12 protein-coding genes are annotated in these 15,387 nt (G+C 69.2%); 3 read left to right on the top strand and 9 right to left on the bottom strand.

Annotated elements, in window-relative coordinates:
• Positions 1-9 precede the first annotated feature (9 nt).
• Positions 10-1,902 (top strand): Stk1 family PASTA domain-containing Ser/Thr kinase, encoded by a 1,893-nt coding sequence (pknB, locus tag ASD23_RS06265; RefSeq protein WP_442854325.1) that lies wholly within the window; start codon positions 10-12, stop codon positions 1,900-1,902.
• A 73-nt stretch (positions 1,903-1,975) separates the two neighbouring features.
• On the opposite strand, the gene ASD23_RS06260 is transcribed toward pknB, so the two are convergent.
• From ASD23_RS06260 to ASD23_RS06250, 3 genes are all read right to left on the bottom strand, one after another.
• Complete coding sequence (locus ASD23_RS06260) at positions 1,976-3,346, bottom strand: class II 3-deoxy-7-phosphoheptulonate synthase (RefSeq protein WP_056008218.1); 1,371 nt, start codon at positions 3,344-3,346, stop codon at positions 1,976-1,978.
• Positions 3,347-3,427: 81 nt separating this feature from the next.
• Positions 3,428-4,117, bottom strand: coding sequence for a lysophospholipid acyltransferase family protein (locus ASD23_RS06255; protein WP_056008212.1), 690 nt, complete (start codon positions 4,115-4,117; stop codon positions 3,428-3,430).
• A 35-nt stretch (positions 4,118-4,152) separates the two neighbouring features.
• Positions 4,153-5,124 carry an ROK family glucokinase gene (locus ASD23_RS06250; RefSeq protein ID WP_056008209.1) on the bottom strand — a complete coding sequence of 324 codons (972 nt, stop codon included), beginning with the start codon at positions 5,122-5,124 and terminating at the stop codon, positions 4,153-4,155.
• A 151-nt stretch (positions 5,125-5,275) separates the two neighbouring features.
• On the opposite strand from ASD23_RS06250, the gene ASD23_RS06245 reads away from it, so the two are divergent.
• Entirely contained in the window at positions 5,276-7,108 is a 1,833-nt protein-coding gene (locus ASD23_RS06245; protein ID WP_056008205.1) for an AMP-dependent synthetase/ligase, read from the top strand.
• 74 nt (positions 7,109-7,182) lie between these two features.
• Here ASD23_RS06245 and def read toward each other — a convergent pair whose 3' ends face one another.
• The 3 genes from def to ASD23_RS06230 all read right to left on the bottom strand — a co-directional run bounded on the left by def (position 7,183) and on the right by ASD23_RS06230 (position 12,551).
• Positions 7,183-7,671 (bottom strand): peptide deformylase, encoded by a 489-nt coding sequence (def, locus tag ASD23_RS06240; RefSeq protein ID WP_056008202.1) that lies wholly within the window; start codon positions 7,669-7,671, stop codon positions 7,183-7,185.
• 12 nt (positions 7,672-7,683) lie between these two features.
• The gene (locus ASD23_RS06235) at positions 7,684-9,075 is read right to left on the bottom strand and encodes a MinD/ParA family ATP-binding protein (RefSeq protein ID WP_056008199.1); all 1,392 of its coding nucleotides are present in this window, start codon (positions 9,073-9,075) and stop codon (positions 7,684-7,686) included.
• A 71-nt stretch (positions 9,076-9,146) separates the two neighbouring features.
• Positions 9,147-12,551, bottom strand: a complete 3,405-nt coding sequence (locus ASD23_RS06230) for a pyruvate carboxylase (protein ID WP_056008196.1) — start codon at positions 12,549-12,551, stop codon at positions 9,147-9,149.
• Between the two features lie 75 nt (positions 12,552-12,626).
• On the opposite strand from ASD23_RS06230, the gene ASD23_RS06225 reads away from it, so the two are divergent.
• Complete coding sequence (locus ASD23_RS06225; protein WP_056008193.1) at positions 12,627-13,460, top strand: ParA family protein; 834 nt, start codon at positions 12,627-12,629, stop codon at positions 13,458-13,460.
• Positions 13,461-13,592: 132 nt separating this feature from the next.
• Here the strand turns inward: ASD23_RS06225 and ASD23_RS06220 are convergent, their stop codons facing one another.
• From ASD23_RS06220 to ASD23_RS06210, 3 genes are all read right to left on the bottom strand, one after another.
• Positions 13,593-14,147: a MerR family transcriptional regulator gene (locus tag ASD23_RS06220; protein ID WP_056008190.1), complete on the bottom strand. Its 555-nt coding sequence runs from the start codon at positions 14,145-14,147 to the stop codon at positions 13,593-13,595.
• 106 nt (positions 14,148-14,253) lie between these two features.
• Positions 14,254-14,949: a transcriptional regulator FtsR gene (ftsR, locus tag ASD23_RS06215; RefSeq protein WP_056008187.1), complete on the bottom strand. Its 696-nt coding sequence runs from the start codon at positions 14,947-14,949 to the stop codon at positions 14,254-14,256.
• Positions 14,946-15,359, bottom strand: a complete 414-nt coding sequence (locus ASD23_RS06210) for an FHA domain-containing protein (protein WP_056012624.1) — start codon at positions 15,357-15,359, stop codon at positions 14,946-14,948. Before ASD23_RS06210 ends, ftsR begins: the two co-directional genes overlap by 4 nt.
• Positions 15,360-15,387: the final 28 nt, after the last annotated feature.

Below are 15,387 nucleotides of genomic sequence, written 5' to 3'. Positions count from 1 at the left end.
GTCGACCCCATGATCGGCCGTCTCATCGACGGCCGCTATCAGGTGCGCTCCCGCATCGCGCGGGGCGGCATGGCGACGGTGTACCTCGCGACCGACCTGCGCCTCGAGCGCCGCGTCGCCATCAAGATCATGCACGGCCACCTCGCCGACGACAACACCTTCAAGACCCGGTTCGTCCAGGAGGCCCGCTCGGCGGCCCGCCTCGCGCACCCGAACGTCGTGAACGTCTTCGACCAGGGTCAAGACGCCGACATGGCGTACCTCGTCATGGAGTACCTGCCGGGCATCACGCTGCGCGAGCTGCTGAAGGACTACAAGAAGCTCACCCCCGAGCAGACCGTCGACATCATGGACGCCGTGCTCGCAGGCCTCGCGGCCGCGCACAAGGCCGGCATCGTGCACCGCGACCTGAAGCCCGAGAACGTGCTGCTCGCCGACGACGGCCGCATCAAGCTCGGCGACTTCGGGCTCGCCCGCGCCGCGAGCGCCAACACGGCGACCGGTCAGGCGCTCCTCGGCACGATCGCCTACCTCTCCCCCGAGCTCGTCACCCGCGGGGTCGCAGATGCCCGCAGCGACATCTACGCCGTCGGCATCATGATGTACGAGATGCTCACCGGCGAGCAGCCCTACGTCGGTGAGGCGCCCATGGCGATCGCCTACCAGCATGCCAACGACCAGGTCCCGACGCCGAGCTCGAAGAACCCGGCGGTCCCCGTCGAACTCGACGAACTCGTGCTGTGGGCGACCAACCGCGATCCCGAAGCCCGCCCCGACGACGCCCGCGAGATGCTCGAGCGTCTGCGCGAGGTCGAACCGGGCATCCGTTCCTCCCATCGACCGCTGCAGACCCAGGCGACCATGGTGCTGCCCGGCGGCGCGATGCCGGCCGGGGCCGCGGCCGCCGAGACACGCGTGATCGGCGCGGGCGGAGCAGCCGCCGCGGCGACCTCGACCCTCGAGGCATCCGATGGCGACGACACCGAGGCGCTCGCGAAGAGCGCCGAACGGCGCAAGCGCCGCGGCTACTGGATCATCGCGCTCGTGCTCCTGCTGACCGGACTCGCCGCAGGCACCGGCTGGTACTTCGGAGCCGGACCGGGGGCGCTCACCTCGGTGCCCGAGACGGCGACGCTCGCACCGGCTGTCGCGACCGCCGCGCTCGAAGAGGCCGGATTCGCGGTCGAGCCAGCCGAGCGCAACGACCCTGTCGTGCCGGCCGGCCAGGTGTCCGGCACCGACCCGGCGGGCGGCGCGCAGGCGCAGCGCGGATCGACCGTGACGCTCTTCGTCTCACTCGGCCCGCAGATCCTGCCGGTCCCAGAGGTTCGAGGCACGCCGTCGGCCGATGCACGTGCGGCGCTGAAGGACTTCACCGTCGTCGATCCGAACGTGTTCCAGTTCTCGGGCGACGTCCCTGCCGACACGGTCATCGACGTGCTCGACGTCGAGGGCAACCCGGTCGGAGCGGAGTACCCCGAACTCGGCGAGCTGACGCTCGTGGTCTCCGCCGGCCCGCTGCCCGACGTCGTCGGAATGTCGGCTGCCGACGCCGAGGCGGCATTGGCCGCCGTCGAGCTCCAGGTCGCCTATGGCGAACCCGAGTTCAGCGATGATGTCGCGGCCGACCTCGTGCTGTCGCAGGCCGCGACGACCGACCCGGTGCGACCCGGCGATACCCTGACCCTCGTCATGTCGAAGGGCCAGGACCTCGTCGAGGTGCCGAACGTCATCACGGGCCAGACGGTCGCCCAGGCGCGCGAACAGCTCGAGGCGCTCGGGTTCACCGTGGCATCCAACGTTCCCGCCTTCCTCGAGGGCGCCGTGGTGGCATCCGTGCAGAGTCCGGCCGCCGGCGAGAAGGTCAAGCGCGGTTCCGAGGTCACGGTCAACTTCGGCTGACCGGCCGATCATCCGGCGCGAGGACGACGAAGGCGCGGGACATCCGAACCGGATGCCCCGCGCCTGAGGCCCGTCAGCGGGCCGCGAGCTCCTCGGCCACGAGGAACGCGAGCTCGAGCGACTGCATGTGGTTCAGCCGCGGGTCGCAGAGCGACTCGTAGCGGGTCGCCAGGGTCTCTTCGTCGATGTGCTCCGAGCCGCCGAGGCACTCGGTGACGTCATCGCCCGTGAGCTCGACGTGGATGCCGCCCGGGTGCGTGCCCGCGTCGCGGTGCGCCTCGAAGAAGCCCTTGACCTCGTCGACGACGTCGTCGAACCGACGCGTCTTGTAGCCGTTGGGGGTCGTGATGCCGTTGCCGTGCATGGGGTCGGTGACCCACAGCGGGTTGGCATCGCTCGCCTTGATGGCCTCGAGCAGCGGCGGCAGCGCGTCGCGGATCTTGCCGGCGCCCATGCGGGTGATGAAGGTCAGGCGCCCGGGCTCGCGCTCGGGGTCGAGCTTCTCGACCAGCTCGAGCATCGTCTCGGGCGTCGTCGTCGGGCCGAGCTTGACGCCGATCGGGTTGCGAACCCGCGACAGGAAGTCGACGTGCGCACCGTCGAGCTCACGAGTGCGCTCGCCGATCCAGATAAAGTGGCTCGACGTGTCGTACGGCGTGCCCGTGCGCGAGTCGATGCGGGTCATGGGGCGCTCGTAGTCCATGAGCAGGCCCTCATGGCCCGTGTAGAACTCGGTGTGCTTGATCGCCTCGAAGTCGGCGCCGCAGGCCTCCATGAACTTGATCGCGCGGTCGATCTCGCGCGCCATGTTCTCGTAACGGGCGTTCGCGGGGTTCGACGCGAAGCCCTGGTTCCACGAGTGCACCTGGCGGAGGTCGGCGAACCCGCCCTGCGTGAACGCGCGAATGAGGTTCAGCGTCGACGCGGCCGTGTGGTAGCCCTTGATCAGGCGGTTGGGGTCGGCCGCGCGCGACTCGGGCGTGAAGTCGTAGCCGTTCACGATGTCGCCGCGGTAGGCGGGCAGGGTGACGTCGCCGCGCGTTTCGGTGTCGCTCGAGCGGGGCTTCGCGAACTGGCCCGCCATGCGGCCCATCTTCACGACCGGCATCGAGGCGCCGTAGGTCAGCACGACCGCCATCTGCAGCACCGTCTTCACGCGGTTGCGGATCTGGTCGGCCGTGGCGCCTGCGAAGGTCTCGGCGCAGTCGCCGCCCTGCAGCAGGAACGCCTCACCGCGCGACGCGGCGGCGAGCCGGTCGCGCAGGATGTCGACCTCGCCAGCGAAGACCAGAGGAGGAAGGGTCGCGAGCTCAGCGGATGCCGCGTGCGCGGCTTCGAGGTCGGGCCACGTCGGCTGCTGCTTGATGGGGAGGGTCCGCCAATAGTCGAGGCCGGCAATCACGGAGGGATCTGCATTCACGACCGGCTCGACGAGCTGTACCACGGGGAACGTCCTGAGGGTTCGGGGCGCACACGGCGCCGAAAAGGGAAACGGCGACGCACGTCGCGTCCCCGCGGAACGAGCCTATCGCGATTGCGAGGCGCGCTTCTCCTTCACCGAACTGGCGTAGACGTCGACGTATTCCTGGCCGCTCAGGCCGCGCAGATCGTAGACGAGCTCGTCCGTCACGGAACGCAACACGAAGCGATCGCCCTCGAGTCCCTCGAAGCGACTGAAGTCGACCGGCTCGCCGAGGATGATGCCGATGCGTCGCACCTTGGGCAGTCGTGAGCCGATGGGCATCACGTGCTCGGTGCCGATCATCGCGACGGGGATCACGGGGACTCCGGCTTCGAGCACCATGCGCGCGACGCCGGTGCGGCCCCGGTACAGCTTGCCATCGGGGCTGCGGGTGCCCTCGGGGTAGATGCCGAGGATCTTGCCCTCGCCGAGCACCCGGAGGCCCGTCTCGAGCGATGCCTCGGAGGCCTTGCCGCCCGAGCGGTCGATCGGCAGCTGGCCCGCCGCTTGGAAGAAGACCTTCGTCGCCCAGCCCTTCAGGCCCTTGCCGGTGAAGTACTCGCTCTTGGCGAGGAAGACGACCGGGCGGTCGACGATGAGCGGCAGGAAGATCGAGTCGATGAACGAGAGGTGGTTCGAGGCGAGCACGACCGCACCCTCCTTGGGCACGTTCTCGAGGCCGACGACCCACGGCCGGAAGATCGAGAGGAGGATCGGACCGATCACGAGGTTCTTCATGATCCAGTAGAACAACGCGGACCCCCTTCCCTCTGCAGCACCGACTCAGCCTAGCGTCGCGGGGTTCCGGCGTGCTCGGCGACCCACACGCGGGCGAGGTCGGCCGCGCCGACGACGCCGGCGTCGTTGACGAGCTCGGCGATCACGAAGTCGGGCTCGGGGTGGTAGCCGCGTGCCGGGAGGTGCTCGAGATAGGCCGCGCGGATCGGCTCGAGCAGGAGCTCTCCCGCCACGGAGACGCCGCCTCCGAAGACGAAGCGCTGCGGGTCGAGCACGGCCGAGAGGCTCGCGGCGGCCTGGCCGAGCCAGTGCCCCAGCTGACGCAGGGCTGCGATCGCGCCGGCATCGCCCGCGGCGATCTGCTCGCCGACGAGTCGTCCGTCGAGTTCGCCGTGCTCGGAGCGCACTCGGGCCAGGCCTTGACCGATACCGCCGGCGTCGGCGATCTCGTTGGCCATGCGCAGCAGCGCCCGCCCGGATCCGTACTGCTCGATGCATCCGCGCTGGCCGCACCCGCATGCGAGTCCGTCGGGGACGACGCGCAGGTGGCCGAGCTCTGCGCCCGCGCCGAAGCCGCCCCGGAACAGGCGGTCGCCGGCCACGATCGCGCCGCCGACTCCGGTGCCGATCGTGAGCATGACCATGTCGCTCACGAGCCGTCCGGCACCGAAGCGGAACTCCGCCCAGCCCGCCGCGTTGGCGTCGTTGTCGACGACGACGGCAGTGCCGACCCGTGCCTCGAGCTTCTCGCGGAATGGCTCGTTGCGCCAGTCGATGTTGGGCGCGTAGTAGACGGTCGACTGGGCGGCGTCGACGAAGCCCGCCGCCGCGACGCCGATCGCGACGATCTCTTCTTCGGCTCGTGCCCGGAGCGAGTCGATCATCTGCACGACCGCGTCCTCGAGGAGTGTCGAATCACCCGCGGGCGTCGGCACGCGGTCGCTCGCGACGATGTTGCCGAGCTGGTCGACGATCGCGCCCGCGATCTTCGTTCCACCGATGTCGATACCGATCGCATGCACCGGGAGGCTGCCTTTCAGAAGGGGACGAAGCGTGATGGAGCTGAGACCTGGGGCGGTCGTGAGCAACGACTAGAGTGTAATGGACCCCAATGCCGAGGTTCGCGCTGGTGCCCGAGCCGCGCGCAACCCTCCCGGTGCCGAAGGAGCTACCGTGATCGAATTCGCTACCCCACCCGTGGTCGCAGCTGACCCAGAAGCGAACACCACCGACCTGCTCGTCGACCGCGTCGCCGCGACTCCCGATTCCGTCCTGTTCTCGCTCCCCACGGCCGACGGCGGTTGGTCCCCGGTCACCACGAAGGAGTTCTACGACCAGGTGATCGCCCTTGCCAAGGGCCTCGTCGCGGCCGGCATCCAGCCGGGCGACAAGATCGGCCTGATGTGCAAGACCCGCTACGAGTGGACCCTGATCGACTTCGCCACGTGGTTCGCCGGCGCAGTGCTCGTGCCGATCTACGAGACCAGCTCCCCCTCGCAGGTGCGGTGGAACCTGAGCGACTCCGGCGCGATCGCCGTCATCGTCGAGACCCCCGACCACTTCGCCCGGTTCGACGAGGTGCACCCCGACCTCCCGGCCATCCGGGGCGTCTGGCAGATCGACCTCGGCGACCTCGACAAGCTCGTCGCCGGCGGCACCGAGGTCCCCGACGAGGAGATCGAGCGACGTCGCAACCTCGCCGTGGGCTCCGACATCGCGACGCTCATCTACACCTCGGGCTCGACCGGCAAGCCGAAGGGCTGCGTGCTGACGCACTCGAACTTCGTCGAGCTGTCCCGCAACGCCGCGGTCGCCCTCAACGAGGTCGTGCTCGACCCCAACGGAGCCTCCACGCTCCTCTTCATCACCACGGCGCACGTGTTCGCCCGCTTCATCGCGGTGCTCTCGGTGCACGCCGGCGTGCGCGTGGGTCACCAGGCCGACACGAAGCAGTTGCTGCCCTCGCTCGCGAGCTTCAAGCCGACCTTCCTCCTCGCAGTGCCGCGCGTGTTCGAGAAGGTCTACAACGCGTCCGAGCAGAAGGCCGAAGCCGGCGGCAAGGGCAAGATCTTCCGCGCCGCCGCCGAGACCGCCGTGGCGTACTCCATGGCGAAAGAGGCCGGCTCGGTGCCGCTGGGCCTCAACCTCAAGTTCAAGGTGCTCGACCGACTCGTGCTCTCGAAGCTGCGGGCCGCGATGGGCGGCAACGTCAAGTACGCCGTGTCGGGGTCTGCGCCGCTCGGTCCGCGACTCGGGCACTTCTACCACGCGCTCGGCATCACGATCCTCGAGGGCTACGGCCTCACCGAGTCGACCGCGCCAGCCACGGTGAACCTGGCGAACAAGTCGAAGATCGGCACCGTCGGCCCCGCCCTCCCGGGCGTGGCAGTGCGACTCGCCGACGACGGTGAAGTGCAGATCAAGGGCGTCGACGTCTTCAAGGAGTACTGGAAGAACCCCGAGGCCACGGCCGAGGCGTTCGACGGCGAGTGGTTCAAGACCGGTGACATCGGTTCGTTCGACGCCGACGGGTTCCTCACCATCACCGGCCGCAAGAAGGAGATCATCGTCACGGCTGGAGGCAAGAACGTCTCCCCTGCCGCGCTCGAAGACCCGATCCGCGCGAATCCGCTCGTCGGCCAGGTCGTCGTGGTCGGCGACAAGAAGCCGTTCATCTCGGCCCTCATCACGCTCGACCCCGAGATGCTCCCGGTGTGGCTCAACAACAACGGCGAAGACGCCGGCATGAGCCTCGAGGAGGCCACGGTCAATCCCGCGGTGCTCGCCGAGGTGCAGCGGGCCATCGACGCGGCCAACGAGACGGTCTCGCGAGCGGAGTCGATCCGCAAGTTCACCCTCCTCGCGACCGAGCTCACGGAGGCGAGCGGTCACCTGACGCCGAAGCTCAGCATCAAGCGCAACATCATCCTCGAGGACTTCAGCCCGAACATCGAGGCGATGTACTCCGGTGCCCCGGCGACCGAGGGTCACTCGATCGTGCACTGAGCACGTCAGACGCATTTGCGTCAGACGCATTGAAGGCCCCGCGGGTTCCGCGGGGCCTTCACATGCATCCGAGCTCAGAACCAGTCGGACTCGCGCACCTCTTTCATCGCGAGGCGGCGTTCATCCTTCTCGAGCCGGTCGAGGTAGAGCAGCCCATCGAGGTGATCGGTCTCGTGCTGGAGGGCCTGGGCCATGAGCCCGGTGCCCGAGAGCTCGATCTCGTTGCCGTCGAGGTCGATGCCGCGCACTCGCGCGAACGGATGCCGCGGCGTCTTGTGCCAGAGACCCGGGACCGACAGGCATCCCTCGTCGATCAGTTCCTTCTCGCCCGTGACCTCGAGCTCGGGATTCAGGATGTACCCGACCTCGCCGTCGACGTTGTAGCTGAACGCGCGCAGGTTCACCCCGATCTGGGATGCCGCGACACCGGCACGGCCGGGCAGCTTCACGCTGTCGATGAGATCGGCAACGAGCCCGCGCACACGATCGTCGACCTGTTCGACGGGGGCGGAGACGGTCTTCAACACGGGGTCGCCGAACAGGCGAATGGGGCGTTCCGGCAAGAGTTCTCCGTTTCAGTGCTCGCGCTCGGCGGGCATGCCTTCCACCACGAGCGCCGCGAGCTCTCGAGCCGCGTGCTGGGTGACGGGTCGCAACTCGTGCCAGTTCACGACGGAACCGGCGGCGAGTTGGGGGTCGTACGGGATGCGCACGATCTCGCGCACCCTCGATTGGAAGTGGGCCTCGATCTCGTCGACCTTCACGAGGTGCGTGCCCTGCGTGGCGAGGTTGATCGCGACGACCGCATTGCGCACGAGTTCGCCGTATCCGTTGGCCTCGAGCCAGGTGAGGGTCTCCGACGCGAGTCGCGCCTCGTCGACGCTGCCGCCCGAGACGATGACGACGGAGTCGGCGCGCTGCAGCGTCGCACGCATGACGGAGTGCACGATGCCCGTGCCGCAGTCGGTGAGCACGATCGAGTAGTAGCGAGCCGCGAGTCCGGCGACGACGTTGTAGTCGTTGTCGTCGAACGCCTCGGAGAGGGTCGGGTCGGTGTCTGACGCCAGGATGTCGAGGCGCGTCTCGTCACGTGAGACGAAGCGCGAGAAGTCGGTGTAGCCGCCGATCGACGAGGCCTTCGCCACGACGTCGCGCACGGTCTCACGGGTCTGCCGATCGACACGCTCGGCGAGGGTGCCGCGATCTGGATTCGCATCGATCGCGATGATCCGGTCGTCGCGGGCGTCGGCGAGAGCCATGCCGAGGAGTGCGGTGATCGTCGTCTTGCCGACGCCGCCCTTGCGCGTGAGCACGGGCACGAATCGAGCGCCGCCCTCGAATCGTCGCTGGATGCGCTGGCTCATGGCCTTGTACGCCTGAACCTTCGGCGAGTCGCCGAGATTCACCAGGTGAAGGGATGCCTCGTAGATGAGGCGGTTGAACCCGCCCTGCGGCGCCGGCCGGGTCGTGCGGTTCAGATCGATGAGGCGGTCGGCCGTGAGCGAATCCGCCGTCTCGGGTACCTCAGCGGGCAGCGCGGGCTCACCCGGCACGTCGACGATCGCGACATGACTGCCGGTATCGGTGCTCACGCGCTCACGTCGGGTCTTCGTCGCATCCGACGCGAGCAGCGCACTGTAGGGCGACGGCTCGCGCCGCGACCCGCCACGGTAGCCGGAACCGGCCAGCGCCGGAGTGATGACCTCGACCGAGGTCGTGCTCGCACCGCCGCCGACGAGGCTGCCGGGATTGACCGCGACGTCGTCGATGGCCACCGCCACCTCGTCGTCGGGCATCTCGTGCACCGGCGCGGGGGGCAGATCGACCCGGACGCTCGGGTTCGCCGCGGCGTCGTCTGCCGAGTGCGCGCCGGACGCCGCCGCCCTGCGCGCGCGGTCGAGAGCGGACGTGCCCGCTCCCGACGCACGACGCGACGCCGTGCCGTCGTTGAAATCGTCTTCAGTCACCGATACCCCTCCTCATCAGTGCCAACCGCTCCAAGCCTAGCGCGGCGCACCGCCGAGAGCGGTCGCACCGCCTAACGAGGGCGGACCACGACCAGCAGGTCACCCGCTTCGACCTGCTGCGTCTTGGGGATGGCGACGCGCTCGACGACACCCGCGATGGGCGAGGTGATGGCAGCCTCCATCTTCATCGCCTCGATGGAGGCGACGCTCTGTCCGGCTGCGATCTCGGCACCGGCCTCGACCTGGAGGGTCACGACGCCGGAGAACGGCGCCGCGATCTGCCCGGGCTGCGAGGCATCCGCCTTCTCGGCTGCGCGAGTCTCGACGACGATGGATCGGTCGCGGACGAAGACCGGGCGGAGCTGCCCGTTCAGGATCGTCATGACGGTGCGCATGCCCTTGTCGTCGGCCTCGCCGATCGCCTCGAGACCCGCGTAGAGCTTCACACCGGTCGCGATCTCGACGACGTGCTCGGCGCCCTGACGGAGTCCGTACAGGTAGTCGGCGGTGTCGACGACCGAGAGGTCGCCGAACAGCTCCCTGATCTGCTCGTACTGGCGGGTCGGCGCCGGGAAGAGGAGCGCGTTCAGCATCGCGCGTCGGGTCGTGCTGTCGGCCTCGAGTGCCTCGCGCTGCTCGGCCGTGAGCTCGGTGACGCCGATGCGGACGTCTTTGCCGGCGAGCACCTTCGTGCGGAACGGCTCGGGCCATCCGCCGGGCAGGTCGCCCAGCTCGCCGGCCATGAAGCCGATCACCGAGTCGGGCACGTCGTACTTCTCGGGGTTCGCCGCGAAGTCGTCGGGGTCGGCCTTGACGGCCGCGAGGTGCAGGGCGAGGTCGCCCACGACCTTCGACGACGGAGTGACCTTGGGCACCCGGCCGAGGATCCGATCGGCTGCCGCGTACATGTCCTCGATGAGCTCGAAGTCGTCGGCGAGGCCCAGTGCGATCGCCTGCTGGCGCAGGTTCGACAGCTGTCCGCCGGGGATCTCGTGGTGGTAGACGCGGCCGGTGGGGCCGGGCAGGCCCGACTCGAAGGGGCGGTACAGGCGACGCACGGCCTCCCAGTACGGCTCGAGATCGGAGACGGCGTCGAGCGAGATGCCGGTGTCGCGCTCGGTGTGCGCGAGTGCCGCGACGAGCGAGGAGGCGGACGGCTGGCTCGTGGTGCCGGCCATCGGCGCGCTCGCGACGTCGACGGCGTCGACGCCCGCACGGCTCGCGGCCAGGAGCGTGGCCAGCTGGCCGCCTGCCGTGTCATGCGTGTGCAGGTGCACGGGCACGTCGAACCGCTCCCGCAGGGCGCCGACGAGCTTCTCGGCGGCCGCGGGGCGGAGCAGACCCGCCATGTCCTTGATCGCGAGCACGTGCGCGCCCGCCCCGACGATCTGGTCGGCGAGCCGGAGGTAGTAGTCGAGCGTGTACAGATCTTCGGCCGGATCGAGCAGATCCCCCGTGTAACACAACGCAACCTCGGCCACCGCGTGGCCCGTCGAGAGCACCGAGTTGATCGCCGGACGCATCTGCGAGACGTCGTTCAGCGCATCGAAGATGCGGAAGATGTCGACACCCGTCGCGGCGGCTTCGCGCACGAACGCATCGGTCACCTCGGTCGGGTACGGGGTGTAGCCGACCGTGTTGCGCCCGCGCAGCAGCATCTGGATGTTGATGTTCGGCAGTGCCTCGCGAAGGGCGGCGAGACGGTCCCACGGGTCTTCGCCGAGGAAGCGGAGGGCGACGTCGTACGTGGCACCGCCCCAGGCCTCGACCGAGAGGAGTTCGGGTGTCATGCGCGCCACGTAGGGCGCGACGGCCACGAGGTCGCGCGTGCGCACCCGGGTCGCCAGCAGCGACTGGTGAGCGTCGCGGAACGTCGTCTCGGTGACGGCGAGCGGCGTCTGGTCGCGGAGTGCCTTCGCGAAGCCAGCCGGGCCGAGCTCCAGCAGACGCTGGCGCGAGCCTGCCGGGGCCGGAACCGAGAGGTCGATCACGGGCAGCTTGTCGGCGGGGCTGACGCTCGTCGGCGCCGGTCCGTTCGGCTGGTTCACCGTGACATCCGCGAGCCAGTTGAGGATCTTGGTGCCGCGGTCCTTCGAGACGCGACCGCGGAGCAGTTGCGGCCGCTCGTCGATGAACGACGTGCTGAGGTCGCCCGCGACGAACGCCGGGTCCTCGAGCACGGCCTGGAGGAACGGGATGTTCGTCGAGACGCCGCGGATGCGGAACTCGGCGAGGGCGCGCTTCGCCCGGGCCACCGCGGCCGGGTAGTCACGTCCACGGCAGGTCAGCTTGGCGAGCATCGAGTCGAAGTGCGGGCTGATCTGCGCGCCCGGGTTGATCGTGCCGCCGTCGAGGCGGATGCCGGCGCCGCCCGGCGAACGGTACGTCGTGATCTTGCCCGTGTCGGGGCGGAACCCGGCAGTCGGGTCCTCCGTCGTGATGCGGCACTGGAGCGCAGCGCCGCGGAGCCGGATCGACGACTGCTCGAGGCCGAGCTCGGCGAGGGACTCCCCCGCCGCGATGCGGATCTGGGAGACGACGAGGTCGACGTCGGTGACCTCCTCGGTCACCGTGTGCTCGACCTGGATGCGCGGGTTCATCTCGATGAACACGTGTTCGCCGGCGCGCTCGCCTGCGGTGTCGAGCAGGAACTCGACGGTGCCGGCGTTGACGTAGCCGATCGACTTCGCGAAGGCGATCGCGTCGCGGTAGAGCGACTGCCGCACGTCGTCGGAGAGGTTGGGGGCGGGAGCGATCTCGATGACCTTCTGGTGCCTGCGCTGCACCGAGCAGTCGCGCTCGAACAGATGCACGGTCTCGCCCGAGGCATCCGCGAGCACCTGGACCTCGATGTGGCGCGGCCGGAGCACCGCCTGCTCGAGGAACATGGTCGGGTCGCCGAAGGCGCTGTCGGCCTCGCGCATGGCCTCTTCGAGGGCGGCGCGCAGGTCGTCCTTCGTCGCGACGCGGCGCATGCCGCGGCCGCCGCCGCCGGCGACCGCCTTGGCGAAGATCGGGAAGCCGACCTCGTCGGCCTGGGCCACGAGTTCTTCGATGTCGCGCGACGGAGGCGTCGACTTCAGCACGGGAACGCCCGCGGCGATCGCGTGCTCCTTGGCCGTGACCTTGTTGCCGGCCATCTCGAGCACGCGCTTGGGCGGACCGATGAAGGTGATGCCGGCCGCCTCGGCGGCCTGCGCGAGCTCGGGGTTCTCGGAGAGGAACCCGTAGCCGGGGTAGATCGCGTCGGCGCCCGACAGCTTCGCGACGCGGATGATCTCGGCGACGTCGAGGTAGGCGCGCACGGGGTGGCCCGGCTCACCGATCTGGTACGCCTCGTCGGCCTTCAGCCGGTGCAGCGAGTTGCGGTCTTCGAACGGATACACCGCGACCGTCTTCGCACCGAGTTCGACGGCGGCTCGAAACGCTCGAATGGCGATCTCGCCGCGATTGGCAACCAGGATCTTCGTGAACATGCAGACCTTTCAGACTGGATTCCCCACAGCGAACGTTTAGGTTTCGCCCAAGCAATAGAGGTAGCGTATCTGTTCGTGCACGTACTCAGCGTCAGTTCCCTCAAGGGCGGTGTCGGCAAGACGACCGTCACCCTCGGACTGGCGTCGGCCGCGTTCGCCCGTGGTGTCCGGACGCTCGTGGTCGATCTCGACCCGCAGTCCGACGTCTCCACCGGCATGGACATCCAGGTCGCCGGACACCTCAACGTCGCCGACGTGCTCGCCTCCCCCAAGGAGAAGATCGTGCGCTCGGCGATCGCGCCGAGCGGTTGGGCCCGCTCCAACCCGCAGTCGACGATCGACGTCATGATCGGCAGCCCGTCGGCCATCAACTTCGACGGACCGCATCCGTCGATCCGTGACATCTGGAAGCTCGAGGAGGCCCTCGCCAACGTCGAGGCCGACTACGAACTCGTGCTCATCGACTGCGCGCCGTCGCTCAACGCGCTGACCCGCACCGCGTGGGCCGCGAGCGACCGTGTGGCCGTCGTGACCGAGCCGGGGCTCTTCTCCGTGGCCGCGGCCGACCGCGCGCTCCGGGCGATCGAGGAGATCAGGCGAGGCCTCTCACCGCGACTCCAGCCGCTCGGCATCATCGTGAACCGGGCGCGTGTGCAATCGCTCGAGCACCAGTTCCGCATCAAGGAGCTGCGCGACATGTTCGGCCCCCTCGTGCTCTCCCCCCAGCTGCCCGAGCGCACCTCGCTCCAGCAGGCGCAGGGCGCCGCGAGACCGCTGCACATGTGGCCCGGCGAGAGCGCTGAAGAGATGTCGTCGAACTTCGACCAGCTGCTGGAGCGCGTGCTGCGCACGGCCCGCATCGGGGAGTTCGCGGGTCTTCCGCTCGAAGCGCCGAGTCCGACCGCCTGAGCGCCCGCGCGAACGTCGTCGTCAGACGGTGTGTCGACCGAGCGACCGAGCCGTCGAATGACCGGCGAATCAAGTCGTTTTATGACAGACGAGCGAGTCGGCGCCTGACCGACGGGTCGACTGAGACGCGACTCAGGAGATCTTGCGAGAGCGCACGCCGCGACGCGCGGCGAGTTCGTCCATCGGGTCGGCCGGCTGTGTACCGATCTCGACGAGGGTCGATTCCACCTCGCGGAGCACCTTGCCGACGGCGATTCCGAACACGCCCTGGCCTCGATTGACGAGGTCGATGACCTCGTCGTCGGAGGTACAGAGGTAGACGCTCGCACCGTCGCTCATGAGCGTCGTCTGGGCGAGGTCGTCGATTCCCGCCTCGCGCAACTGCGTCACCGCCGTGCGGATCTGCTGCAGGGAGATGCCCGTGTCGAGCAGTCGCTTGACGAGCTTCAGCACGAGGATGTCGCGGAAGCCATAGAGGCGCTGCGTTCCCGAACCGGCGGCGCTGCGCACCGTCGGTTCGACGAGTTGCGTGCGCGCCCAGTAGTCGAGCTGGCGATAGCTGATTCCGGCGGCCCGGGCCGCGACCGCGCCCCGATACCCCGTGGCATCGTCGTGCTCGGGCATGCCGTCGGTGAACAGCAACCCGAGGTCGTACCGCGAGCGTGGAGTCCGGTCGAGCTCACTCATCCGATTCGCCCCTCACTCTCGCACCCCGTCGGCGCGAGTTCCACGCTACCGAGGGCGGCAGGCTGTGTCGAACACATCCGGCCGAACGTCACGGCGTGTCGCGAGATCATCGTGCGAGTCGGCCGAGCGAGGCGCGCACGACGCTCACGTGCACGGCCTCGAGATGCCCGGCGAGTTCGAGCCCGCGCTCGACGGCACGGGCCTTGTCTGCGGCATCCGCCCGTCGTGACGGCGCGATCGCGCGCTCGACGAGCGCCGCTTCGCGTTCGGCTGCCGCACGGACGCCGCGAAGGTGACGCGGCTCGATGCCGACGGCCCGGAGCGCGACGAGCGAGCGGAGCACGCCCAGCGCCTCGTCGCCGTGGTACTCGGCGGCGGGCAGGAGCGAGGCCGAGACGGCGTCGTCGAGCAGGGCGGCCGTGGCACCGGCCTCGGCGATGAGTTCGTCGCGGCGGTACCTGCGCGCTCCCGCGAGGAACGCGGCGGCGCTCGTGGCGCCCGGCAGCGCCGGCGTCTCACCCGCGTCGACGGCCTCGAGGTGAGTCCTGATGACCTTCAACGGCAGGTAGTGGTCGCGCTGCATGGAGAGGACGACCGTGATTCGCTCGACGTCGGCCGTCGAGAACTTCCGGTACCCGGCCGCGGTGCGGGCGGGCGAGACGAGTCGCTGCTCCTCGAGGAAGCGCAGCTTCGATGGGGTCAGGTCGGGGAACTCGGGCTGAAGCCGTGCCAGCACCTGACCGATGCCCAGCAGTGGCGCCTGACCGCTCGCGCGCGTGGACGCAGCGGGAGCTGCCACTATTCGCTCGCCACCGGAGCCAGGTCGCGCCGCGAGGCGTAGAACGTGAGCCGGAACTTGCCGATCTGCACCTCTGCACCGTCGCTCAGGAGCGCCGTCTCGATGCGGACCCCGTCGTAGTAGGTGCCGTTCAGCGAACTGAGGTCGCGCACCTCGAACGCGGAACGGTGCCGCACGAACTCCGCATGCTTGCGCGAGACCGTCACGTCGTCGAGGAAGATGTCGGCGTCGGGATGACGACCCACCACGGTCACCTCGGTGTCGAGGAGGAATCGGGCCCCGCTGTTGGGGCCGCGGCGCACGATGAGCAGCGCGGAACCCGAGGGCAGCGCGGCGATCGCCTCCTGCTCTTCAGCCGTGACGTCGGCATCGAGCGCGCTGAGTTGTGCCGCTGCCTCTCGACTGAAGCCGATGGTCGTGTCGGTGGCCCCGCCGACCGCG

The organism is Agromyces sp. Root1464 (assembly GCF_001427265.1).
Lineage (GTDB): Bacteria > Actinomycetota > Actinomycetes > Actinomycetales > Microbacteriaceae > Agromyces > Agromyces fucosus.
The sequence above is the reverse complement of the archived record's forward strand: the minus strand, read 5'-3'. Positions and strand labels throughout refer to the sequence as shown.

What these genes read in the sequence shown, in the direction of transcription:
- pknB (WP_442854325.1), top strand. Translation starts at nt 10, where the DNA reads ATGATCGGCCGTCTCATCGACGGCCGCTATCAGGTGCGCTCCCGCATC.
- ASD23_RS06230 (WP_056008196.1), bottom strand. Translation starts at nt 12,551, where the DNA reads ATGTTCACGAAGATCCTGGTTGCCAATCGCGGCGAGATCGCCATTCGA.
- ASD23_RS06220 (WP_056008190.1), bottom strand. Translation starts at nt 14,147, where the DNA reads ATGAGTGAGCTCGACCGGACTCCACGCTCGCGGTACGACCTCGGGTTG.